Annotated in this window: 18 protein-coding genes, 1 tRNA gene and 1 pseudogene; 9 read left to right on the top strand and 11 right to left on the bottom strand. The window is 69.9% G+C overall.

Annotation, left to right across the window (positions count from 1 at the left end; all coding sequences use genetic code 11):
* The first annotated feature begins 2 nt into the window (after nt 1–2).
* Nucleotides 3–197, top strand: a complete 195-nt coding sequence (locus tag KME78_RS18170) for a ferredoxin (protein ID WP_219530253.1) — start codon at nt 3–5, stop codon at nt 195–197.
* A gap of 89 nt (nt 198–286) precedes the next feature.
* On the opposite strand, the gene KME78_RS18165 is transcribed toward KME78_RS18170, so the two are convergent.
* Nucleotides 287–1,459, bottom strand: coding sequence for a mannitol dehydrogenase family protein (locus KME78_RS18165; RefSeq protein WP_219530252.1), 1,173 nt, complete (start codon nt 1,457–1,459; stop codon nt 287–289).
* Between the two features lie 144 nt (nt 1,460–1,603).
* Here KME78_RS18165 and KME78_RS18160 point away from each other — a divergent pair, with 144 nt between their 5' ends.
* The 4 genes and pseudogenes from KME78_RS18160 to KME78_RS68520 form a co-directional block, all read left to right on the top strand.
* Entirely contained in the window at nt 1,604–2,815 is a 1,212-nt protein-coding gene (locus tag KME78_RS18160; RefSeq protein WP_219530251.1) for a lactate racemase domain-containing protein, read from the top strand.
* Complete coding sequence (gene larC, locus KME78_RS18155) at nt 2,812–4,026, top strand: nickel pincer cofactor biosynthesis protein LarC (protein WP_219530250.1); 1,215 nt, start codon at nt 2,812–2,814, stop codon at nt 4,024–4,026. The genes KME78_RS18160 and larC overlap by 4 nt, the downstream gene beginning before the upstream one ends.
* A complete protein-coding gene (larE, locus tag KME78_RS18150; protein WP_219530249.1) occupies nt 4,011–4,847 on the top strand; it encodes an ATP-dependent sacrificial sulfur transferase LarE in 837 nt (278 codons plus the stop codon). The genes larC and larE overlap by 16 nt, the downstream gene beginning before the upstream one ends.
* Nucleotides 4,840–4,947 (top strand): annotated as a pseudogene (locus KME78_RS68520) (hypothetical protein); the annotation flags it as partial. The gene larE and the pseudogene KME78_RS68520, both read left to right, overlap by 8 nt.
* A 207-nt stretch (nt 4,948–5,154) precedes the next feature.
* Here KME78_RS68520 and KME78_RS64355 read toward each other — a convergent pair.
* The 3 genes from KME78_RS64355 to KME78_RS18135 all read right to left on the bottom strand — a co-directional run bounded on the left by KME78_RS64355 (nt 5,155) and on the right by KME78_RS18135 (nt 7,984).
* Nucleotides 5,155–5,361: a hypothetical protein gene (locus KME78_RS64355; protein ID WP_246651296.1), complete on the bottom strand. Its 207-nt coding sequence runs from the start codon at nt 5,359–5,361 to the stop codon at nt 5,155–5,157.
* A 138-nt stretch (nt 5,362–5,499) separates the two neighbouring features.
* Entirely contained in the window at nt 5,500–6,207 is a 708-nt protein-coding gene (locus tag KME78_RS18140) for a DUF433 domain-containing protein (RefSeq protein WP_246651292.1), read from the bottom strand.
* A gap of 199 nt (nt 6,208–6,406) precedes the next feature.
* Entirely contained in the window at nt 6,407–7,984 is a 1,578-nt protein-coding gene (locus KME78_RS18135; protein ID WP_219530248.1) for an ATP-binding protein, read from the bottom strand.
* 64 nt (nt 7,985–8,048) lie between these two features.
* On the opposite strand from KME78_RS18135, the gene KME78_RS18130 reads away from it, so the two are divergent.
* On the top strand, nt 8,049–9,395 hold the full coding sequence (locus KME78_RS18130) for a hypothetical protein (protein ID WP_219530247.1): 1,347 nt from the start codon (nt 8,049–8,051) through the stop codon (nt 9,393–9,395).
* Nucleotides 9,396–9,441: 46 nt separating this feature from the next.
* Here the strand turns inward: KME78_RS18130 and KME78_RS18125 are convergent, their stop codons facing one another.
* The 3 genes from KME78_RS18125 to KME78_RS18115 all read right to left on the bottom strand — a co-directional run bounded on the left by KME78_RS18125 (nt 9,442) and on the right by KME78_RS18115 (nt 13,766).
* Nucleotides 9,442–9,969, bottom strand: a complete 528-nt coding sequence (locus tag KME78_RS18125; protein WP_219530246.1) for a hypothetical protein — start codon at nt 9,967–9,969, stop codon at nt 9,442–9,444.
* A 281-nt stretch (nt 9,970–10,250) separates the two neighbouring features.
* Nucleotides 10,251–13,418 (bottom strand): S8 family peptidase, encoded by a 3,168-nt coding sequence (locus KME78_RS18120; protein WP_219530245.1) that lies wholly within the window; start codon nt 13,416–13,418, stop codon nt 10,251–10,253.
* 274 nt (nt 13,419–13,692) lie between these two features.
* A tRNA-Lys gene (locus KME78_RS18115) sits at nt 13,693–13,766 on the bottom strand.
* 100 nt (nt 13,767–13,866) lie between these two features.
* Here KME78_RS18115 and KME78_RS18110 point away from each other — a divergent pair.
* Together KME78_RS18110 and KME78_RS18105 are read left to right on the top strand one after the other, a co-directional pair.
* Nucleotides 13,867–14,706 carry an AAA family ATPase gene (locus tag KME78_RS18110; RefSeq protein ID WP_219530244.1) on the top strand — a complete coding sequence of 280 codons (840 nt, stop codon included), beginning with the start codon at nt 13,867–13,869 and terminating at the stop codon, nt 14,704–14,706.
* The gene (locus KME78_RS18105; protein WP_219530243.1) at nt 14,699–16,051 is read left to right on the top strand and encodes a vWA domain-containing protein; all 1,353 of its coding nucleotides are present in this window, start codon (nt 14,699–14,701) and stop codon (nt 16,049–16,051) included. The genes KME78_RS18110 and KME78_RS18105 overlap by 8 nt, the downstream gene beginning before the upstream one ends.
* Here KME78_RS18105 and KME78_RS18100 read toward each other — a convergent pair.
* Nucleotides 16,048–16,812, bottom strand: a complete 765-nt coding sequence (locus tag KME78_RS18100; protein WP_219530242.1) for a nuclease-related domain-containing protein — start codon at nt 16,810–16,812, stop codon at nt 16,048–16,050. The genes KME78_RS18105 and KME78_RS18100 overlap by 4 nt on opposite strands.
* A gap of 158 nt (nt 16,813–16,970) precedes the next feature.
* Here KME78_RS18100 and KME78_RS18095 point away from each other — a divergent pair, with 158 nt between their 5' ends.
* Entirely contained in the window at nt 16,971–17,573 is a 603-nt protein-coding gene (locus KME78_RS18095) for a TetR/AcrR family transcriptional regulator (protein ID WP_219530241.1), read from the top strand.
* Here KME78_RS18095 and KME78_RS18090 read toward each other — a convergent pair.
* Genes KME78_RS18090 through KME78_RS18080 form a run of 3 tightly spaced genes read right to left on the bottom strand, consistent with a single transcriptional unit; the run spans nt 17,532 to nt 20,952 of the window.
* Nucleotides 17,532–18,596, bottom strand: coding sequence for an acyl-CoA dehydrogenase family protein (locus KME78_RS18090; RefSeq protein ID WP_219530240.1), 1,065 nt, complete (start codon nt 18,594–18,596; stop codon nt 17,532–17,534). The two genes, KME78_RS18095 and KME78_RS18090, sit on opposite strands and share 42 nt — an antisense overlap.
* Entirely contained in the window at nt 18,593–19,753 is a 1,161-nt protein-coding gene (locus KME78_RS18085) for an acyl-CoA dehydrogenase family protein (protein ID WP_219530239.1), read from the bottom strand. The genes KME78_RS18090 and KME78_RS18085 overlap by 4 nt, the downstream gene beginning before the upstream one ends.
* Nucleotides 19,750–20,952: an acyl-CoA dehydrogenase family protein gene (locus tag KME78_RS18080; RefSeq protein ID WP_219530238.1), complete on the bottom strand. Its 1,203-nt coding sequence runs from the start codon at nt 20,950–20,952 to the stop codon at nt 19,750–19,752. Before KME78_RS18080 ends, KME78_RS18085 begins: the two co-directional genes overlap by 4 nt.
* Nucleotides 20,953–21,051: the final 99 nt, after the last annotated feature.

Raw genomic sequence — 21,051 nt, 5'->3', positions numbered from 1 at the left:
CGATGAAGATCACTGTTGACGAGGAGAAGTGCTGTGGCGCCGGTCAGTGCGTGCTGATCGCGCCAGAGGTGTTCGACCAGCGCGACGACGACGGCATCGTCATCCTGCTGGACGCCGAGCCCGGCGCGGACCAGCATGCGGCGGTCCGCGAGACCGCCGCCGTCTGCCCCGCCGGGGCCATCTTCCTGGACGAATAGACAGCCGGCTGGAGCCGAGCGGGCCCGACGGCATGAGGCCGAGCGCGTCTGCGCCGAGCGGCTCAGGCCAGCTCGGCGCGCCGAGCGGCTCAGGCCAGCTCGCGTGCCTGCCGAGCCACCGCTGAAGCGAGCTCGACGTCGTCGGCCAGGCCGAGATCGGCCGGCGACGCCCCCGGTGTGCGCAGCAGCCAGGCCGCGAGCACGCGGATCGCCCCTTCGGGCAGTCTGCCCTGCTCGCGTTCGGCGCGCAGGACGGGCAGCACGCGGGTGGTGATCTTCTGGTGGCCATTCTCCGCGATCTTCGCCAGCGTGTGCCTGATCCTCGGGTTCGCGAAGCGCTCCAGCAGGGCGTCACGGTAGGCGGCCAGTTCCATGTCGGGAAGCCCACGGGAGGCCTCCTCCCACCACTGCGCCAGCCAGGCGCGGCAGACAGGATCGGCCACGGCCTCGGCCACGGTTTCGTGCCCGCGGAGCGGCCCGGCGTAGGCCAGCAGGGAATGCCCGCCATTGAGCAGGCGCAGCTTGCGGTCCTCATACGGCGTGACGTCGGCCATGAACCGGGCGCCCGCTTCCTCCCAGGCCGGTCGGCCCGCCGGGAAGTCGCCGGCCAGCACCCACTCGGTGTACGGCTCGGTGACCACCGCGGTCGGGTCGTCCTCGGTGGAATAGGGGGTGATCCGGTCCACCATCGTGGAGACGTACGCGGCGTGCCGCACCGCGGCTGAGTGCCCCGTGGCCTCGGCCAGCTCGGCGAGCACGCGTTCGATCAGCTCGCCGTTGCCCGGCAGGTTGTCGCAGGGCACGATCGCGACCGGTCCGTGCCCGGCCTCCCGGCGGGCCACGAGCCCGGCCAGCAGCCGCGCGGCGGCCGTCGCCACCGGTGCCCGGGGGTCGGCGCGAAGGGTCTCGGCATCGGACGGCGTTCCGGGAACGTCGGAGGAGGTGCCCGGGACATAGCCCGCCTCCGTGATCGTCAACGTGACCACGGCCGGCTCGGGCCGCCGCCAGTAGTCCAGCCACACGTCGTGGTCACTGCCCGGGTGGGCGGCGACCAGGGATTCGATGACCTCACTCCGGTCGCCGTCGGGCGCGCGGGTGATCAGGGTGTAGCGCCCCTCCCGCGCGGCGAGCCGTGCCGCCAGGTCGGTGCCACGGTGGCTGAAGGCGGCGATCCCCCACTGCTCGGCGTCGGGCGCGTGGTCGGTGTACCAGGCCTGGTGGGCACGGGCGAACCCGCCCAGGCCCAAATGGAGGATGCGCACCGGACGTCTCACAGTTTGCACGGCCTTTCGCGGGTTGACGATGGAGAAGGGCCATCCTCCTCCCCACCCCGGCTCGGCGAGCAGCGCACCCCTGACGTGCCGCGCGATTTGCCAGGCGGGCCGCGGGCATGGTCGGCTGCAGCCATGACCCAACAGATCGGCGGTCCCGGCGTCGTCCTCACCGATGATCAGGTGCGGCGCTTCGTGACCGAGCGGCTCATGGCCGAGGATCTCGACGGCCGCAGCGTCTGCGTGGTGGTCCCCGACGGGACCCGCACCTGCCCGCTCCCCCTCCTGCTCTCCGCCGTACGCGACGCGCTGGAGGGCCGGGTGAGCCGCCTGACCGTACTCATCGCGCTGGGCACCCACGCCCCGATGGACGACACCGAGCTGGCCCCGGGGGTTCATGCGGTCAACCACGCCTGGTGGGATCCGGCCACGTTCGTCTCGCTCGGCACGATCTCCGCCGACCGGATCGGCGAGCTGTCGGGCGGGTTGCTGCGGCACGAGGTGGACGTGCGGATCAACCGCGCGGTGGTGGAGCACGACGTCGCCCTGGTCCTCGGGCCGGTCTTCCCGCATGAGGTGGTCGGTTTCTCCGGGGGCAACAAATACTTCTTCCCCGGCGTCGCGGGCGCGGATGTGATCGATCTGTCGCACTGGCTCGGCGCGCTGATCACCAGCTCGGAGATCATCGGCACGCGGGGCATCACCCCGGTGCGCGCCCTGATCGACGAGGCCGCCTCGCTGATCCCGACCCGGCGGCTGGCGTTCTGCCTGGTGATGCGCTCGGGATCGGACAAACTGCACTCGATCGCGTACGGCACGCCGCAGCAGGCGTGGGCGGCGGCGGCCGGGGTCTCCGCGGAGACACACATCCGCTACCTCGACAAACCCATCAAGCGCGTCATCTCCATCATTCCGACGAAATATCAGGACATGTGGACGGGGGCCAAGGGCTTCTACAAGCTCGAACCCGTGGTCGCCGACGGAGGCGAGGTCATCCTCTACGCCCCGCACATCTCCTCGATCTCCGAGATGCACCCCGAGATCGAGGAGATCGGCTACCACTGCCGCGACTACTTCACCAAGCAGTGGGACCGCTTCAAGCACCTGCACTGGGGCGTCCTGGCCCACTCCACCCACCTGCGCGGCTCGGGCACGTACTCGCCGGAGGAGGGCGAGCGCTGCCGGGTCCGGGTCACCCTGGCCACCGCCATCCCCGAGCGGACGGTCCGCCGTGCGAACCTCGGCCACCTCGACCCGGCGAGCGTCGACCTCGACGCGCTGGCCACCGATCCCGAGACCTTGGTGGTGCCCGAGGCGGGCGAGGTCCTCTACCGGTTGCGCTCATGAGGCAGGCCTGGATCGACGCCTCGGCCGGGATCGCCGGAGACATGCTCCTGGCCGCGCTGCTGGACGCGGGTGCCGACCTGGAAGCGGTCCGCGCGGCCGTGGCGGCGGTCATCCCGGATGAGGTACGACTGACGCCGCACCAGGTCACCCGCGCCGGGCTGCGGGCCACCCACGTGCGGGTCGAGAGCACCGACCACCACCCGCACCGAACCTGGGCCGAGATCCGCGACCTGATCGACCGCGCCACCCTTCCCGAACGGGTGCGCGCGGACGCGCTGGCGGTGTTCGAGCGGCTGGCGCGGGCCGAGGCCCGGGTCCACGGCGTGTCCGTGGAAGACGTCCACTTCCACGAGGTCGGCGCATGGGACTCGATCGCCGACGTGGTGGGCGTATGCGCGGCCCTCCATGATCTGGGCGTGCGGGAGCTGAGCGCGGGTCCGGTGGCGGTCGGCTCGGGCCGGGTGCGGACCGCCCACGGGGAACTCCCGGTCCCGGTCCCCGCCGTGGCCGAGCTCGCCGCCGGTCGGCGGATCCTGGCGGGTGGGGAGGGCGAGCTGGCCACCCCCACCGGCATGGCCCTGGTCACCGCGCTGGCCCGCGAGTGCCCCGAGCTGCCGCCCATGCGCCTGGAGGCCACCGGGGTCGGCGCGGGCGGCCGGGACGTCCCCGGACGCCCCAACGTCGTACGTGTCCTGCTTGGCACTGGAAGGCAGCAGATGGAGGAGTCGATCCTCCTGGAGGCCAACATCGACGACCTCGACCCCCGGGTATGGCCTTCCGTCCTGGCCGCACTGCTCGAAGCGGGCGCGGCCGACGCCTGGCTGGTGCCGATCCTGATGAAGAAAGGCCGCCCGGCCCACACCCTCTGCGCGTTGGCAGCCACCTCGCGGGCGGATCCGGTGCGTACGGCGATCTTCCGGCTGACCACGACGCTCGGCGTGCGCGAGCGGGCCGTGCGTAAGACCGCGCTGGAGCGCGGCTGGGCGCACGTGGACGTTCTCGGCGCCCGCCTCCCCATCAAGGTCGGGTACCGCGAGGGGGTGATCGTGCAGGCCACGCCCGAGTTCGAGGACGCCGCCCGCCTCGCCGTACAGGAAGATCTCCCGGTCCGCGCGGTGCTGGACGCGGCCCTGGCGGCCGCCCGCACGGCCCGGCTCGCCCCCGGCGAGCCGGTTCCTTCCCACCTGGAGGACACATGCTCCCCGCACTGACCGGCCCCGAAGCCGCGCTCGCCGACCGGGCGGGCGCCCTGCTCCGGATCGACGGACGGCTCGGTGTGGCCTTCTCCGGCGGCGTGGACTCCTCGGTCCTGCTGGCGCTGGCGGTCCGCGAGTTGGGCGCCGACCGGGTGGTGGCGATTCTCGGTGTGTCGCCGAGCCTGGCCGCCGACGAGCGCGCTGCTGCCCACCAGGTCGCCGCGTACATCGGCGCCGAAGTGATCGAGGTGACCACGTACGAGGGCGACCTGCCCGCCTACCGCGCCAACGGCCCGGACCGCTGCTTCCACTGCAAGGACGAGCTGTTCACCCGCATCTCCACGGCCGGGCTCGGCCTGGCCGCGGTCGCCTACGGTGAGAACGCCGACGACGTGCGCCGCCCCGACCGCCCCGGCAGCCGCGCCGCCGCCGACCACCGGGTGCTCCGCCCCCTCGCCGACGCCGAACTGGACAAGGCCGCCGTCCGCCGCGTCGCCGCCGCCCTGGGCCTGCCCAGCGCCGACAAGCCCGCCGCCCCCTGCCTGGCCTCGCGCGTCCCACACTTCGAGGAGGTCACGCCCGAGAAGCTGCACCAGATCGAGCAGGCCGAGCACGCGCTGCGCGCGCTGGGCCTGCGCGAGTGCCGGGTCCGCCACCATGGCGAGATCGCCCGGATCGAGGTGCCCGTCGCCGACCTCCCGCTGCTCGCGGGCGAGCTCCGGCAGCAGGTGCTGTCCGCGGTACGGCAGGCGGGCTTCCGCATGGTCGCCGTCGACCTGGCGGGCATCCAGTCGGGGGCTTTCACGCTCCCGTTGGTGGAGGTACGGGGTGGCTGACGACTGGCGGCCGCCCGCCTCCTTCGCCCGGCTCGACCACGACCGGGTGGCGCGGCGGGGCTATCCGGAGGCGGTCCATTGCGAGGGCAAGACTCCCGAGCAGGTCCGCGTGGTGGCGTGTCCGCCTCCACCGTCTCGCGGGCCTTCTCCCGGCAAGGGCTCCCCGGTGCTTCGCGTGGCAGAATCCGCCCCGATATCTGGGACACCTGGTGGTCCGCTCAGACTACGAAAATGTAGGCCAGAACTTGGGCGGATTCAGCGCAGGATCGATCACCCCCAGCCGACTCGCTACCGTGGGATCCACGCCTCACATAGTGATCAAGCGTGGTCCGCTGGATTCTTCCAGCAACGCCAGTGCGCTCGGCAGTCCAGCGGCGACCGTCGCGATCGCGATGCCCATCCCGATCAGCCCAGGGTGCTTGTGCGGGTATTCGATCCGGTGGAGGCCGGATGCGGCGATCGCAGCCACTTCCCGAGGTCGCTGCATCTGACGACCATCATTGGTGAGAACCACGTGGAACCCCTCATCCGCGGCTCGCGGATATAGGTCTCGTCACGTGTGCCCGACCAGCCAGGAAGATCCAGTAGATGGACGATGTCGTGGTTCAGCACGAAACTCATCAGGACCTGGTGCAGCGGGCGGGGGACGTTCTCATCCAGCAGCAGCCTCACGCTGCTCCCTGGGGGGTTCGTAACTGTCGACGTAGTCGGCGAAGTCGGCAGCGTCCAGCGCCGCGGTAGCGGACACACTCGGGTAGTACTCCGCGATCCGCTCAGCCGGAACACCATCCCGCAGCCGCGCCGCAATCTCGTCGTACGGCACGCGGGTCCCTTCGATCACCGGGATGCCACCGCGGACCGCCGGGTCGACCATGACGTGCTCCCGGGGACGTAGCAGGTCCGGAATGTGCCGTCCATCGCGGTAGAACGGCCGTAGGACCTCGACCATGTCATGGATGACGATGTTGGCTGTGCGATGCACCAGATCGGTGGCCTGGCCCTGCTCGACCAAGTAAATCGTGGAGCCATCGGTCACCAGCTGGTATGTCGACAGATGCTCACGCTCCTGCAGATCGTCGCGGAGCGTGTCCAACGCTCGACGAATCTTCTGCAAGGACGCGTCGTTGCGCAGCTTCACACAGGTGCGCAACGCGACCAGGTCCCGAAACGAGTACAGCACCGGACGCACTGGCGAGATCTCCGGCACCAGCACCGCGCCACGGCCAGAACCGGCCTTACGCCAGTGGGCGAGCTGGCGAAGCGTGGCACCCGACAACGCCGCCGCCAGCTTCGGTGTGTAGGACACCTGCTTCACCTCCCGCGCTCGACCCGGCCGCTTCATCATCGCAAACATCCCCATGATTCACTCACCGTCACCCCATCTTGATCGGAGATCGATCGCGGACGAAGAATCGGAGCTCATCCCCGTCGCCCCGACGCGTCCGTCCCTCTCCTCGCCCGCCTACGGCACGCGGGCCATCTGCGGGTACGGCTGGGCGTACCGGACCCCGTGGGCCAGGGTCACCTGGTCTGATCCCTGGATGCCAGCGTGTGAGTCTTCATGCCTGGACGAGGGTGACGGCGTGACCGCGCGGGCTGGTGAGCTGTTCGATGGCGGTGCGCTCCAGGAGGGGTGGGGCGGTGGGCCGGCGGTCGAAGACGATGAGGGTGCCGTGGCTCAGGTCGAGGTGATCGAGGTAACCGTCGAGCTGGTGCAGGCCGTCTTCGACGGGATCGGGCTGCCTGGGGCGATGGACCTTGAGTTCGATGGCCTCCCACTGCCAGGCGCGCTTGCCGTCGGCGTCTTTGTAGGGCCATTGGACGCAGATGTCCATGCGACCACGGCCCAGGGCGTACTCACGGTCGATCACACCGCCGCCGTTGACCACCCGGTGCAGCCAAGCCATGAAGATCAGGTGACAGGCGGCCTCGTGATAGGTCTCGCGGCTCTGCAGGATCTCGCCGTTACGCCGCCAGAAGGTGAGGAACCTCTGCAGGATCGTGGGCATGTCGAGCCGCCCGTCCTGGGTCAGGAAGGCTGAGCGGTCAAACTGGATCTCAGCCTCGACGTCCTGGCTGAGGACGCGCAGGATGACTTCCTGATAAATCGGGTTGGCGACCTGGACCGGCGGTTTCTGGGTGACGAGGCCGAGATCGCGGGTGTAGGCGAGGTCATCGTCATAGACGTTCTCCCGCACTGCGCCGGTGAGCAGTGGCTCGATGATGCGCTGGACGCGGTCCTCACGCAGCTTGGCGGCCAGGGAGTCCAGGTGGACGGCGCGGGCGACGATGAGCCGCTCGACCGCCTGGTTCATGTGCTCGTCGGTGATCGACTGACTTTCCGGGATGCGCATCTCGCGGATGATCTCGTGGGCGAGGGCGTTGACCAGCCACGGCTGCCCCTGGCTGGCGTGGAAGGCGCGCTGGATCGCGTGCGCGGTGAACTCCTGGCCGGTGGCGTCGGTGTGCTGGCCGTACAGCTCGGCCACCTGCTCGAAGGTGAAGTCCGCCGGCCGCATCGACTCGGCGAGGATGTTGAACGGCACGGGGTCGACCAGCCTTGACGGGTCGCCGTCCGAAGGCGTCATGCAGTCGCGCACGTCACGCATCCCGCACAGCGCCACACTGTGCGGGAACGGCACCGGGAAACTGTTGTGTCCCTGGCGGAGCTGCCGGAGAACACTGATCAACTCATCGCCCTGAATCGCGTCGATCTCATCCATGAGCAGCACGACCGGGCGCGGGCAGCGGCGGGCCCATGCGGAGAGTCCTCTGAGCAGTCGGTTGCCTCCAGGAGCCTCCGGCCACGGCTCCGGCGGCAAGCACTCTTGTGGCAGCCCAGAATCCCGAGCATTGGCCGCGATCACGGAGAGAATCCGCACCTCAGCCGGAGCGGCGTGATCGGGCCGGGTGGAGGCACTCTCGCAGGAGATGTACACCGCCGCGTACTCGCCCTCGTCCCGCAATTCGGCGGCCAGGGCCAGGAGCGAGGTCGTCTTGCCGCTCTGGCGTGGCCCGCGGATGACGAAGTATTTCTCCTCGTCGATCAGCTCCCTCGCCTCGGGGATCCGGGCAATCGGGGGGAGCATGAAGTGCTTGCCCGGTCGGCACGGGCCCGTCGTGTTAAAGGACTTCACTCTCTGTACGGTAATGGTTACCCATCTATGGCGCATGTCGTAGGCCGTCGGCAGACTGTTGTCCATGGCACGTGGTCTGGGTCTGAAGAAGGTGCGCGAGGTGCTCGGCCTCGCCGTCTGGGAAGTCGAGCTCGCAGTCGAGACCAACCTGCTCCGCCGCCTGCCGGACCGCACATTCGACCCCGTCTCGGTCAATGCGGCGAAGGCGGACGCCGAGCGCTTCCAACGCCTGCTCGCCGCCGAACATCGCTGCAACGCCACCCAGGCGGCCACCAGGCTGGGCATCTCCCCTCAACGTTTCAAATGCCTCGCCGACCGTCTCACACCCGTCGCCGTCGATGAGATCCGGAAGTACGGCCGGACACTCACCATCCGCTACTACCGCGCCGCCGACGTCGACGCGCTCGCCGACCTCGCCCGGGCCGACACCGAACTGCGCGCCGCGGCCCGGACCCTTTCGCGGTCCGAAGCAGCGCGTAAGGCAGCCGCGACCCGCAAGCTCAACAGCGAGCGGGCGGTGGCAGCACGTGCGTGGCTGCAACGGGCCATGCCCGGTCACGACGGGGACCCGATTCAGGTGCTCATCTGGGCGGCCGCTCTCATGGAGGCCTCCGGCACCAGACCGCGTCCGCTTCGTCGCCTCGCCTGTCTTCATGACCCTCGTATCACCGAGCTCCTCGCGACGCTGCGCACGGCCCGGCTGTCCAGCCCCGACCTCGATGCCATGCTCGGCTCGCTCCTCCCCCTCGCAAGCGAGGTGGTCACCCTGCTGACCGAGCCGACGGATGCCCTCGGCGTGCCTGTTGATGCGTTCCCCGCCGATTTTCCGCGCCTCGGCGACCACCTGTTCGCTCCGGCCCTGCATGAGCTGCTTTCCTCACCACCGGCCTGGTTCCTGCACGCCCGAGCCGATGAGGAGCTACGCCGAGCCGCCCAAGCGGCGGCACGCCGTGCCGCGGCGGATGCGGCCCGGCGCCACCGCGCCGAGCAGGCAGCCGTCGACGCGGCCAACCGCGCAGCCACCCGGCTCTCCGACGCATCGGTGGCCGAGCTGTTCAGCCTGCCGGTCGATGTGATCCGGCAGCTACGTCCCGGTAGCGGCCGCTGGTCGGCCCAGCATGTGGCAGGTCTGTTGCGAAATCCGCCGCCCTGGCTCCGGTCGGAGAGCGCGGCCCGCACCGAAGTCGAGCGCCGCCGCCGCAAGGCTCAAACCCGCGTGGAACGCAGGGCCCAACGACAACTCTCCTGGCGTCGGCATTGGGCGGAGGCGCTGGGAATACCGCTCGAAAGGGTTCCGCAGTCTGCTGGACGGCCCACCCCGAAAGCGATCTCGGCCGCGCGGGACAAGCCACCTCCTTGGGCACAGCTAGACCGGTCGGTAGACAAAGAAACCCCGGCTCAAGATAGATGAGCCGGGATTTCACTGTGCGCCGCCGGGGACTCGAACCCCGGACCCGTCACCTGAGGCAGGTCTGCGCGGTCATGACCAGGGTGACGCCGAGGACCATCCTCCTCGACGAGACGAAGACGTAGATCGCCTTGGGGTTGCCCGGCACGGTGACGTAGGTGCCGTACATTGCGTTCTGCTTGAGGTGGGGATAAGTGGCTTTCAACTGCGCGGGGGTGGAGCCCCAGCCGATGCCCTGAGGCGTCTTGACCTTGCCGGGCGCGGAGATCGTCACCACGCCCTGCTTCTTCGAGATGAACAGTCCCGCCCGGTTGCCCTCATACCGATGGTTCGTGAAATCGTAGGCCGAGCATGTGATGTCGGCCTTGATGGTCTTGCGCACGATCCGGCCGGTTGCTCTGGCCTTCGCTTCGGTCATCCCGAGGCGTATGTTGCCGTACCCGAACGGCCCTAACGTCGCTTTCCCGGTGGCGGCGGCGTTCGCGGCGGGCGCGGCTCCCGTCAGCGCGACGGCTCCGGCCAGGGCCGCCGCCACCAGCGCCGAGCGGCCGACTCGCAGGGTTGTCGTCTGGGTCATCATGCTCCTTTTGGGGATCATGAACGTGCACCATAGCCGATGGCGAACCCACCGAAACGTCATGTCGGGGACGTTCAACCTGTCCTGCCGAATGACAGCGGCGTCACGAGGCCCGGGTCAGGGGCGGGTGGCGGGCCCAGGTGGCCCAGCGCCAGAGCCATGCGACCGGCCCCTGGCGGAAGCGGCGCACGTCCGGACCAACCACCCGCCCCAGCGCTGCCACCACCGCTGAAAGGACGCTCCCGGGGCCCAGTCAGGGGCCGCCGGGAGCGAACGCACCGCTACGGCGCGGTGATCCGGTAGGCGCGGATCACGCTCTGCTCCACCTTGTTGCCGTGAACGTCGGCCGAGCTGGCCCGAAGCGACACGAACCCGCTGCGCCGAGGATGGTCCAGGACGACCTTGGACCCGGCGACCTTCGCCCGGCTCCAGGTCACGCCGTCGTCGTAGGACACCTCCACGACCACCTCACGAGCCGGGCCCGCCGCGCTTCCGGCCAGCCGCTGCACGGTGAACGGCACCACGAAGCGCCGCCCGGCCGGAGCGGAGTTCCGCACGTCGAGGTCCGGGGTGAACCGAACCACGGACAGCGGCAGCCGGGTCGGCGAGTTCGTGCTCTCCGACCGGAACGTCCACGTCGCCGAGCTGCGCGTGGACAACACCGCAGACTCTCCCCGCTCCGCGCGGGCGACCAGCCGGTACGTCCCCCCGCCCGGCGGTACGGTGAACCGCTCCCTCAGCCAGTCGCTCTCGCCGACGAGCTCGCCATCGCGGTAGAGGGATACGTGCTCGGTGGCCGGCCCGGAATCCCCGATCGACCCGCGCCCGTCACCGAACATCGGCAGATCCACCGCGATGACGTCACCGGTGCGGCTCGCGGGCTCGCGCGGCTGGTCCCCTGACGGGAGTGAAGGGCCGAACACGCCACGGTTCCACAACTCCGTGGTGACGCTGCCCGGCCGCAACCGCACCGGAGCGGACGAGAACGCGGTGGCCTGGCCGTCGGCCCCGAACTCGGTCACGGCGGCCCGCCAGCGGATGCCGTCGTCGGTGTTGACGTACTCGGTCAGCGTCGACGGCGGGGTGAGCTCGTTCAGGCTGGCATGCGTCAGCATGACGCCCTGGCTCGGCGCGGCCTGACGGCCCATCAGCACGTGGGCGCCCGGCAGATGTTCCGCGACGTCGACACGTACGCGCGCCAGATTCTTGGGATCCACCGCCCGGTCATAGCCGGTGATCATGCGGTCCCGCTCGAACCAGGCGAGCTGGTAACTGTCCTGACCCGCCTGGTAGTGCGCGCTCACCCGGGTGAGCATGCCTTCTTCTGTCTGCTCGGGGCCGAGTTGCGCGGTGAACGCCCTGGCGAAGTTCATCGAGTACCAGCCCCTGGTGTTCAACCGGTCGGGCGTCCTGAACGAGTACGCGACGCTGCCCTCCTTCAGCACCGCGCCGGGTGTGGGCGGGCGGATCGACGTGGGCCGGCCCAGCCGGGCGTCCGCCTCGACGGTCCGCGCCCTGTCCAGGCGCAGGCGTGGCTGCACCAGCAGCGCCACGCCGTCCTCGCTCAGAATGGTGGTGTCCAGCAGGTACTCGCCCTTGGGCAGGCGGAAGGTCATCGAGCTCTCGGTCGGCCAGAACACCTGGGGCGACGGTCCCTCGGCGTCCAGCCGCCAGATCACCATCTGGTAGTCGGCCGTCGGCTTGCCCGACCGGTCGGTCTGGTTGACGGTCAGGTCGTAGCTCTCGATCTCCTTCTCCACTGCGGCGGGCGTGCTCACCACGACGCCGCCCGGTCCCTTGGCCTCGACGAAAGCGCCGAGGAAGCCGTCGGGCTCGCCGGTGCGCGTGTCCGCCGTCACCGTCGCCTCCGCCTGTCCGCCCGCGGGCACCGTCAGCGTGGCCGGGCTCACGGAGAAGGTCGTGCCCGACGTGACGCCGAGGTCGAGGGTGACCGGCGTATCACCGTGGTTGTGGTACGTGAGCTTCTTGGTGAGCACCTCGTCGTCGGCGTGTGGCCAGCGCTGCAGGCCGAACCCCAGGCCGGGTGGGTTCGCGGTCACCGCCTGCGTGGCTCCCCGCTCGGCGTCCACGCGTCCCGCCCCCTGGGAGAACACCCCCGTCTGTGGCTGGGGCTTGGCCGAGCCCATGAGCGCGGCCTTCAGCTCCGCCGCCTTCCAGCTCGCGTGCGCGCCCGCCAGCAGCGCGGCCGTTCCCGCGACGTGCGGGGTCGCCATCGAGGTCCCCGACATGGCCACGTACGGCCCGCTGCCCGGGCTGTCCTTGCTCCGCGCGGCGGTGATCTCCACGCCCGGCGCGGTGATCTCCGGCTTCAGCCCGGAGTCGCCCACGCGCGGGCCCCTGCTGGAGAAGTCCGCCAGTCGGTCCGTCCTGTCCACGGCCCCCACGGCCAGAGCGGCGTCCGCGCTGGCGGGGGAGCTGACCGAACGGTCCGCCCCGTCGTTGCCCGCCGCGATCACGAACAGCGTGCCGTGGCTCTCGCTCAGTCGCTGAACGGCCTCCTCCAGCGGGTCGAGACCAGGCTCGTCCGGGCCGCCCAGGCTCAGGTTGACCACCCGGGCGCCCTGGTCGGCGGCCCACTGCATCCCGGCCAGAATGGCGGAGTAGGTGCAGAAACCCGGTTCGCACACCTTGCCGTCCAGCAGTTGGGCGTCCGGCGCCGCCCCACGATACCTGCCGCCGGAGGACGCTCCGGTGCCCGCGATGGTGGACGCCACGTGTGTGCCGTGCCCGGCCACATCCCGTTCGTCGGGCGTCTCGGTGAAGTCCGCCCGCGCGACCACCTTCCCGGCCAGGTCCGGATGGGCACTGTCGATGCCGCTGTCCAGCACCGCCACCTTGACTCCCGCGCCGGTCAGCCCTTTCGCCCAGGCCGCGGGAGCGCCGATCTGCTTGATGCTGGTGTCAAGGGACAGCTTGACACGCGCGTCGAGCCATATCTTGCCCCCGACGTTCCGCAAGTCCTGCCAGAACCGGACGGCCTGTGCCCTGTCCTGCCGCACGGCGAAGCCGCCGACTGCGGCCAGCGCCCGCTGCCCCGCCCCGCCGCGCAACGATCTGAGCGCGGGGGCGCCGGTGACGACGAGCGGCAGGTCCTGACGCCGGTCGTCGTAACCGGACTTGGCCAGCGCGCTCACCTCGAACAGGCGCGGATCCAGGCGCCCCTGCCGCAGGGGCTCGATCGCGTCACCCGGCACGACCCGCAACCGCCCGCCGCTGCCGAAGGTGTGGAAGTCGATACCCTTCCTTCCCTCGCCCGGCGTGATCAGGGGACTTCCGTCCGGTGCGAGGACCACCCGGTCGCCGGTGATCAGGGTGACACTGCGGGCGTTCCCCGCTGCCCCGGCGCTCGCGTGGGCGGCGGGTAATACGATGATGGACGAGGCGACCAGCAGGAACGCGCCCGCCGCTCTCGTCGTCGTCTTTCGCACTCCGTCTTCTCCCGTTCCGATTCCGTTGGCGATGATCACTCGCTATTACGCTCGGGAGGTCGTTCCAGGTTGCCCGGCGCCGGCGAACGGTCGGAACACAGCTCGCCGAACACGGTGCTGGGTTGGTCGTCCTGAATGGCCGGAACCGGCGGGGACGCGTGGCGATTGTCGACGACGGCCGAACGGCGCGCCTCGGTCTGTCCAGAGAGAGGCGGATGTCCGCCAAGAACCGAGAAACCCTGGCTCAGCGCACTGAGCCAGGGATTCCATCGGGTGCGCCGCCAGGGACTCGAACCCCGGACCCGCTGATTAAGAGTCAGCTGCTCTAACCAACTGAGCTAGCGGCGCTTGCAGAGAGGAATATACCGGCACTCCGCATGTTGGTCGAATCGGTATCACCTGCCTGCCAGCCGCTAGAATAAAGTTCGGCATTCAGACAGGAGCATCGATGTTCAACTCGCCCGCCGCCGTGACCGAGCGGCTCGCCGCCGTTGACTATCTCTCCGACGACGCCATCTCCACCTCGGTGTTCCTCGCCGCCGCCCTCGGCAAGCCGCTGCTGGTCGAAGGCCCCGCGGGGGTGGGCAAGACGCAGCTGGCCAAGGCCGTGGCGCTGGCCACCGGTTCCGAGCTGATCAGGTTGCAGTGCTACGAGGGGCTCGACGAGGCCAGAGCCCTGTACGAGTGGAACTACAAGAAGCAGCTCCTGCGCATCCAGGCCACGAGTGCCGATGACGACATCTTCAGCGAGGAGTTCCTGCTGGAGCGGCCGCTGCTCAAGGCGATCCGGGCCGGGGTGCCGACCGTGCTGCTCATCGACGAGACGGACAAGGCGGATGTGGAGGTCGAGGGGCTGCTGCTGGAGCTTCTGTCGGACTTCCAGGTGACGATCCCGGAGCTGGGCACCATCAGCGCGGTACGCAAGCCGTACGTCGTGCTGACCTCCAACGCGACCCGTGAGCTGTCCGAGGCGCTCAAGCGGCGCTGCCTGTACCTGCACATCGAGTACCCGACGCCGGAACGCGAGCGCGACATCGTGCTCAGCCAGGTGCCGACGATCCGCGCGGACCTGGCCGAGCAGCTGGCCAGGACCGTCGCCACGCTGCGGTCCCTGGAGCTGAAGAAGGCGCCGTCGGTGGCGGAGACGGTCGACTGGGCGAACACGCTGCTCGCCCTGGGACGCGACGAGCTGGACGAGGCGACGGTGGCGGGCACGCTGGGCGTGGTGCTCAAGCACGCCTCCGACCACGCTCGCGCCGTCAAGGAACTCGGGCTGCCGCATGAGTGACACGTCGCTGGTCGACAGGCATGTCGGGTTCGTGCATGCGCTGCGGGAGGCGGGGCTGCCCGTGTCGCTGGCCGAGGGGCTCGACGCGGTGCGGGCGCTGCGGGTGATCGACCTGACCGAGCGCGAGTCGCTGCGCGCGGCCTACGCGGCGACGCTGGTCAAGAAGCCGGGGTACCGTCCCGGGTTCGACATGCTGTTCGATCTGTGGTTCCCGTCCTCCACGACTGGTCTGGGCACCATCGAAGATGACAGCGCGGAGCTCAGTGAGCTGCGCGACCACCTGGCTCGGCTGCTCACCCAGGGCGGTGAGGCCGAGATGCGGGAGTTCGCCAGGGCCATGGTCGGGCGGTTCGGCCGGCAGCCGGCGGGTCCGGGCCGCCAGAACTGGTTCTCCTACAGCGTCCTGCGCGCGCTGTCCCCCGAGACGCTGATGGCGCGCATCCTCCAGGAGGTCCTGGCCGGTCAGGAGCGCGGCGGCCTGGCCGAGAAGACCGCCCGGCAGCGGGTGAACTCCGGCATCAAGCGCTTCGAGGACGCGGTCGCCACCGACGTACGCCGCCGCATCGCCGAGGACTCCGGCGTCGAACGCATCGCCCGCTCGGCCGTCCGCCCCCCGCTCGACCAGCTCGACTTCCTCCGCATCACCAAGGCGGACCTGGCCAGGCTGCGGCGAGAGGTCTACCCGCTGGCCAGGCGCCTGGCGGCCAGGCTGACGATCAAGCATCGCAAGGGCAGACGCGGCCGGCTCGACTTCCGCCGCACCATGCGGGCCTCACTGCAGAGCGGCGGCGTCCCGCTGACCACGCACTTCAAGCCGCCCCGGCCGCACAAGCCCGAGCTGGTGATCCTCTGCGACACCAGCGACTCGGTCTCGTCGTTCGCGCACTTCACACTGCTGCTCACGTACGCGCTGAGGGAGCAGTTCACCAAGGTACGGGCGTTCGGGTTCGTGGACACGGTCGACGAGATCACCCGCTTCTTCGTCCCCGGCGCGGACGTGGTGGAGGCGATGACCCGGCTGGCCAACGAGGCGGACATGGTGCGCTTCGGGCGGACGAACTACGGCCATTCCTTCGAGCGGTTCGCCGAGCGCTACGGCGACGCGATCGGCTCCAAGACGTCGCTGCTGATCCTCGGCGACGCCCGCTCCAACTACCAGCCGGCCGCCGTCGACACGCTGCGCGCCCTGGCCGCCAAAGCCCGGCACGCCTACTGGCTGAACCCGGAGCCCCGCCAGCAGTGGGACACGGGCGACTCCATCGCCACCGACTACGACGCGGTCGTGCCGATGTACGAGTGCCGCAACGTCGCCCAGCTCAGCGCGTTCATCCAGGACCTGGCCTAGGCACGCTGGAGTTCGCGGGCGGCGGTGCGGGTGAGCAGCTCGATCTGCTGCTCGTCGAGCACCTCTCCGGCGGTCGCCTTGATGCGCCTGGCCACCAGGCTCGGCTTGAGCAGCGTGAGGCCCTCGGCGGTGACCTGGCCGCCGCGCGGCAGCAGGCCGCAGTGCACGGCGAGCAGCGGGGTGATCGTCACCGGGATCCCGGTCTCGCGGGTGAGCAGCTCGGCGAAGGCGTTGGAGGTCTCGACCAGCGACTTGGCCACCTTGCTGCCGTACTTCTCGCCGAAGAAGAGCCGCCCGTTGTAGGTGGCGATCTCGGTGTCGGGGCTCCATGACTCGTTGTCGATGGCCCAGACGCCGCCGGGGCCGATCACGAGGTGGTCGATGGACGCCTGATCCCTGATGGCCCGGCCGTCGAGGACGCTGTAGCCGTGCTTGCCGAGCGAGCGGCGGAGCAGCCGGCCGGTGATCACCTCACCGCGCCGCCGGCCACGCCAGACCGCGGTCAGGCGGAAGGAGCGCCAGGCGACATACCAGTCGATGCCGGCTACGAGGCCCGCGAACGCGAGGCCGTAGAGGGCGGTGAGCCCCAGGTCGAAGCGGAGCGCCAGGCCGATGCCCGCCGCGAAGCCAACGGCCGCCTTGATCATCCTTGATCGCTTGCGGTTGTTGGCGTCCTCGCGCCAGAACTTCTCGTAGTACCACTGCGGCGATGCCCCAGTGAACTTCTCGTCCTGCTGCACGTAAATAGAGCCACCGGGCACGGCAAACTCCCCCAATGAGTCGCTGCATCCATCAGGATCTGCCACGCCGAAGATCCTCGCCGAGTTAATTAATACCCCACGCGCCCCCAGCGGAAGCAAGGGGACCCTAAGGTGACGGAAATAGCACCTGTCGGAACGTCATCAACCGACCAGTCGGTATGCTGTGCGACGTGAAGGACGAACCGGTACGCAGGAGGCTGCTGGGCGAAGCGACCCGGCTTTTCGCGGAGCGGGGCTTCGAGGGCGCCTCGGTACAGGAGATCGTACTGGCCGCTGGCGTCACCAAAGGCGCCATGTACCACTATTTCGACTCCAAGGATGATCTGCTGCACGAGATCTACGGCCGGGTGCTCCGCCTGCAGATGGAGCGCCTGACCGAGATCGCCGACGGCCCCGGCACGGTCGCCGAGCGGCTGCACGCGGCGGCGGCCGACGTCATCGAGACCACCACCGCGAATCTCGACGACTCCAAGATCTTCTTCCGGTCGATGCACCTGCTCGCGCCGGCGACCCGCAAGACCGTACGAGCCGAGCGCCGCCGCTACCACGAGCGCTTCCGCGACCTGGTGATCGAGGGCCAGCGCGAGGGCGTGTTCAGCGACCGCGTCCCGGCCGAGCTCGTCGTCGACTACTTCTTCGGCTCGGTGCACCACCTGGGCACCTGGTATCACACGGATGGACCGCTGACCGGCGCCCAGGTGGGCAAGCACTTCGCCGACCTACTGCTGACCTCTCTCGGGGCCGGGCACGTCGGCGAGTGAGGCCAGCGCCTCCCGGTGGTCGCCGGGTGTGCCGAGCGCCATCTCGCAGGCTTTGGCGCGCTTGAGGTAGAGATGCAGGGGGTGCTCCCATGTCATCCCGATCCCGCCGTGCAACTGCAGGGCCTCTTCGGCCGCGTGTACGGCGACACCCGCGTTCCACGCCTGGGCCACGGCGACCGTCACGGCCGAGTCGTCACCGGCGGCGGCCCGCGCGGCGGCCCGCGCCCTGACCACGTCGAGCCACAGATCCGCCAGCCGGTGCTTGATGGCCTGGAACGAGCCGACCGGGCGGGCGAACTGGTGCCGTTCCTTCACGTACGCGAGCGTGGTGTCCAGGCACCACTCCGCCACCCCGAGCTGCTCGGAGGCCAGCAGACCCGCACCGAACCGCAGCACCTCGGCCAGATCGCACGGCCCCAGCAACCGCGCGGGCGCCTCAACGATGCGGACCGTGGCAACCGGACGGGTCAGATCCAGCGACGGCACGACCTCGACGGCGGCGTCCGCGGCCTCGACCGCGTACAGCTCCCCGCCGACCGGCACCAGCAGCACGTCGGCCACCTCCGCCCCCGCGACCGCGGACACGGTCCCGGACAGCGTCCCGCCGTCCACAGTCACCGACGAACCCCGCCAAGGCTGGTACGGCGAGGCGGCGAACGACACCACCAGGGCCGCGGTCGTCCGGCCCTCGGCCAGCTCGCCCAGCAGCTCCGCCGAGCCCGTCGCCAGCAGCGCGTGGGTGGCCAGCACGGCACTGGTGAAGAACGGGACCGGCGCGACGCCCCGGCCGAGCTCTTCCAGCACGACAGCGGCCTCGCGGGCCGAGGCGCCCGCGCCGCCGTACTGCTCGGGGATGAGCAGGCCCGCCACGCCGATCTCCCCGGCGAGCGTCTTCCACAGGTCGAGGTCATAGGGGTCGGACTCCACCCGCTTGAGCACCGCGGCGGGCGGGCAGCGGTCGGCGAGCAGGCCGCGCACGGCGGCGCGCAGCTCCTCCTCGACCTCGGAGTACAGCAGGGTCATCGGGGCAGGTCCTTCCACGGGACGTCTTTGTCGACGCGGGGTTCGGAGGGCAGGCCGAGCACTCGTTCGGAGATGATGTTGCGCAGGATCTCCGAGGTGCCGCCCTCGATCGAGTTGCCCTTGGCGCGCAGGTAGCGGTAGCCGGCGCCACGCCCGTAGAAGTCGACGTCCTCCGAGCGGCGGAAGGTCCAGTCGTCGTAGCCGAGGTCGCGCTTGAGCTCGACGTCGAGGCCCGACAGCGCCTGGTTCAGCTTGGCGAACGACAGCTTCATCCCCGACCCCTCCGGACCGGGTTGCCCCGCGACGAGCTGCTCGCGCAGCCGTACCCCGGAAAGGCGGGTCACCTCCGACTCCACCCACAGCGACAGCAGCCGCTGGTGCAGGTCGTGGGTGCGCAGCTCGGGGTGCTCGCGCCAGGTGTCGAGCACGGGGCCGATCATGCCGCCGCCGCGCCGTACGGGGGCGCCGCCGATCGCGACGCGCTCGTTCATCAGCGTGGTCTGGGCGACGCGCCAGCCGTCGCCGACCTCACCGAGCCGCAGGTCGTCGGAGAGCCGCACCCCGGTGAGGAACACCTCGTTGAACTCGGCCTCCCCGGTGATCTGCCGCAGCGGGCGCACCTCGACGCCCGGCGCGTGCATGTCGCAGATGAAGTACGTCATGCCGCGGTGCTTGGGCACGTCCGGGTCGGTACGGGTGACGAGGATCGCCCACCGGGAGTGGTGCGCGCCGGACGTCCATACCTTCTGGCCGTCGACGACCCATTCGTCGCCGTCCCTGACCGCCCTCGTGGCGAGCGTCGCCAGGTCGGACCCGGCGCCCGGCTCGCTGAAGAGCTGGCACCAGATCTCCTCGCCCGTCCACAGCGGCCGGAGGAAACGGCGCCGCTGCTCGTCCGTGCCGAACGCCAGGATCGTCGGCGCCGCCATGCCCAGGCCGATGCCCTGCACGCCGGTGTTGAGCTGCGGCGTGCCGGCGAGCTCCCGCTCGACGACCTGCTGCAGCTCCCGCGAGACGCCCAGCCCGCCGAGCCCCTCGGGGAACCACACCCACGCCAGCCCGGCGTCGAACCTGGCCCGCAGGAACTCCAGCCGGTTGTCTGGGTCGTTCGCGCCTCGGAAGGCGTCTATGTGGTGCTTGATGTCCGCCTCGTTCACATGTACCTCTTCAGTTCGCGGTAGGCGAGTGAGCGCTTGTGCACCTCATCGGGACCGTCGGCCAGGCGCAGCGATCTGGCTCCCGCCCAGAGCGCCGCCAGGGGGAAGTCCTGCGAGACCCCGCCCGCGCCGTGCACCTGGATGGCCTTGTCCAGGATCCATTCCACGGTGATCGGGGTGGAGATCTTGATGGCCTGGATCTCGGTGTGGGCGCCCTGGTTGCCGACGGTGTCCATGAGCCAGGCCGTCTTGAGGACGAGCAGCCGCAGCTGCTCGATCCGGATGCGGGACTCGGCGATCCACTCCTGGATGACGCCCTGCTGCGCGACGGGCTTGCCGAACGTCGTACGCTCCAGCGCGCGGCGGCACATCAGCTCGACGGCGCGCTCGGCCATGCCGATCAGCCGCATGCAGTGGTGGATGCGGCCCGGCCCGAGCCTGGCCTGGGCGATCGCGAAGCCGCCGCCCTCCTCGCCGATCAGGTTGTCGACCGGCACCCGTACGTCCTCGAACACGATCTCGGCGTGGCCGCCGTGGTCGGCGTCGCTGTAGCCGAACACGTGCATGCCGCGCTTGATCGACATGCCGGGTGTGTCGCGCGGCACCAGCACCATGCTCTGCTGGCGGTGCTTCGGCGCGTCGGGGTTGGTCTTACCCATGAGGATGAAGATCTTGCATTCGGGGTTCATCGCGCCGGAGATGAACCACTTGCGACCGTTGATGACGTACTCGTTGCCGTCGCGGGCGATGGAGGTGGCGATGTTCGTCGCGTCGGAGGAGGCCACGTCGGGCTCGGTCATCGCGAACGCCGAGCGGATCTCGCCGTCGAGCAACGGCTGCAGCCACTCCTTGCGCTGCCACTCGTTGCCGAACATGGACAGGACCTCCATGTTGCCGGTGTCCGGCGCGGCGCAGTTGGTGGCCACGGGCGCCAGGCTCGGGCTGCGGCCCATGATCTCCGCCAGGGGCGCGTACTGCAGGTTCGTCAGCCCCGCGCCGTGCTCTCCCGGCAGGAACAGGTTCCACAGGCCGCGCTTCCTGGCCTCGTCCTTCAGGTCGGCGACCAGGGGCGGCGAACTCCATCCGCTGGTCGCCGCCTGCTCCTCGAAGGCGGCTTCGGCCGGGTAGACGCATTCGTCCATGAAGCGCAGCAGGCGCTCACGCAGGTCCTCGGTGACGGTGTCGAAGGCGAAGTCCATACCCGTGACCCTACCGACCGGCCGGTATGAGTGTCGACAGGTGGTCTCTCGCAAAATCGGCCAGGTGGCCATAAGGGGTGACCCCAATCCTCTTTTAGG

It is taken from the genome of Nonomuraea guangzhouensis (assembly GCF_019396345.1).
In the GTDB taxonomy this organism is placed as follows: domain Bacteria; phylum Actinomycetota; class Actinomycetes; order Streptosporangiales; family Streptosporangiaceae; genus Nonomuraea; species Nonomuraea guangzhouensis.
The sequence above is the reverse complement of the archived record's forward strand: the minus strand, read 5'-3'. Positions and strand labels throughout refer to the sequence as shown.

Excerpts from the sequence above, each read along its gene's own strand:
- KME78_RS18170 (WP_219530253.1), top strand. The coding sequence starts at position 3 with ATGAAGATCACTGTTGACGAGGAGAAGTGCTGTGGCGCCGGTCAGTGC.
- KME78_RS18160 (WP_219530251.1), top strand. The coding sequence starts at position 1,604 with ATGACCCAACAGATCGGCGGTCCCGGCGTCGTCCTCACCGATGATCAG.
- larC (WP_219530250.1), top strand. The coding sequence starts at position 2,812 with ATGAGGCAGGCCTGGATCGACGCCTCGGCCGGGATCGCCGGAGACATG.
- larE (WP_219530249.1), top strand. The coding sequence starts at position 4,011 with ATGCTCCCCGCACTGACCGGCCCCGAAGCCGCGCTCGCCGACCGGGCG.
- KME78_RS18140 (WP_246651292.1), bottom strand. The coding sequence starts at position 6,207 with ATGGGGATGTTTGCGATGATGAAGCGGCCGGGTCGAGCGCGGGAGGTG.
- KME78_RS18130 (WP_219530247.1), top strand. The coding sequence starts at position 8,049 with ATGGCACGTGGTCTGGGTCTGAAGAAGGTGCGCGAGGTGCTCGGCCTC.
- KME78_RS18125 (WP_219530246.1), bottom strand. The coding sequence starts at position 9,969 with ATGACCCAGACGACAACCCTGCGAGTCGGCCGCTCGGCGCTGGTGGCG.
- KME78_RS18110 (WP_219530244.1), top strand. The coding sequence starts at position 13,867 with ATGTTCAACTCGCCCGCCGCCGTGACCGAGCGGCTCGCCGCCGTTGAC.
- KME78_RS18105 (WP_219530243.1), top strand. The coding sequence starts at position 14,699 with ATGAGTGACACGTCGCTGGTCGACAGGCATGTCGGGTTCGTGCATGCG.
- KME78_RS18095 (WP_219530241.1), top strand. The coding sequence starts at position 16,971 with ATGCTGTGCGACGTGAAGGACGAACCGGTACGCAGGAGGCTGCTGGGC.
- KME78_RS18090 (WP_219530240.1), bottom strand. The coding sequence starts at position 18,596 with ATGACCCTGCTGTACTCCGAGGTCGAGGAGGAGCTGCGCGCCGCCGTG.
- KME78_RS18080 (WP_219530238.1), bottom strand. The coding sequence starts at position 20,952 with ATGGACTTCGCCTTCGACACCGTCACCGAGGACCTGCGTGAGCGCCTG.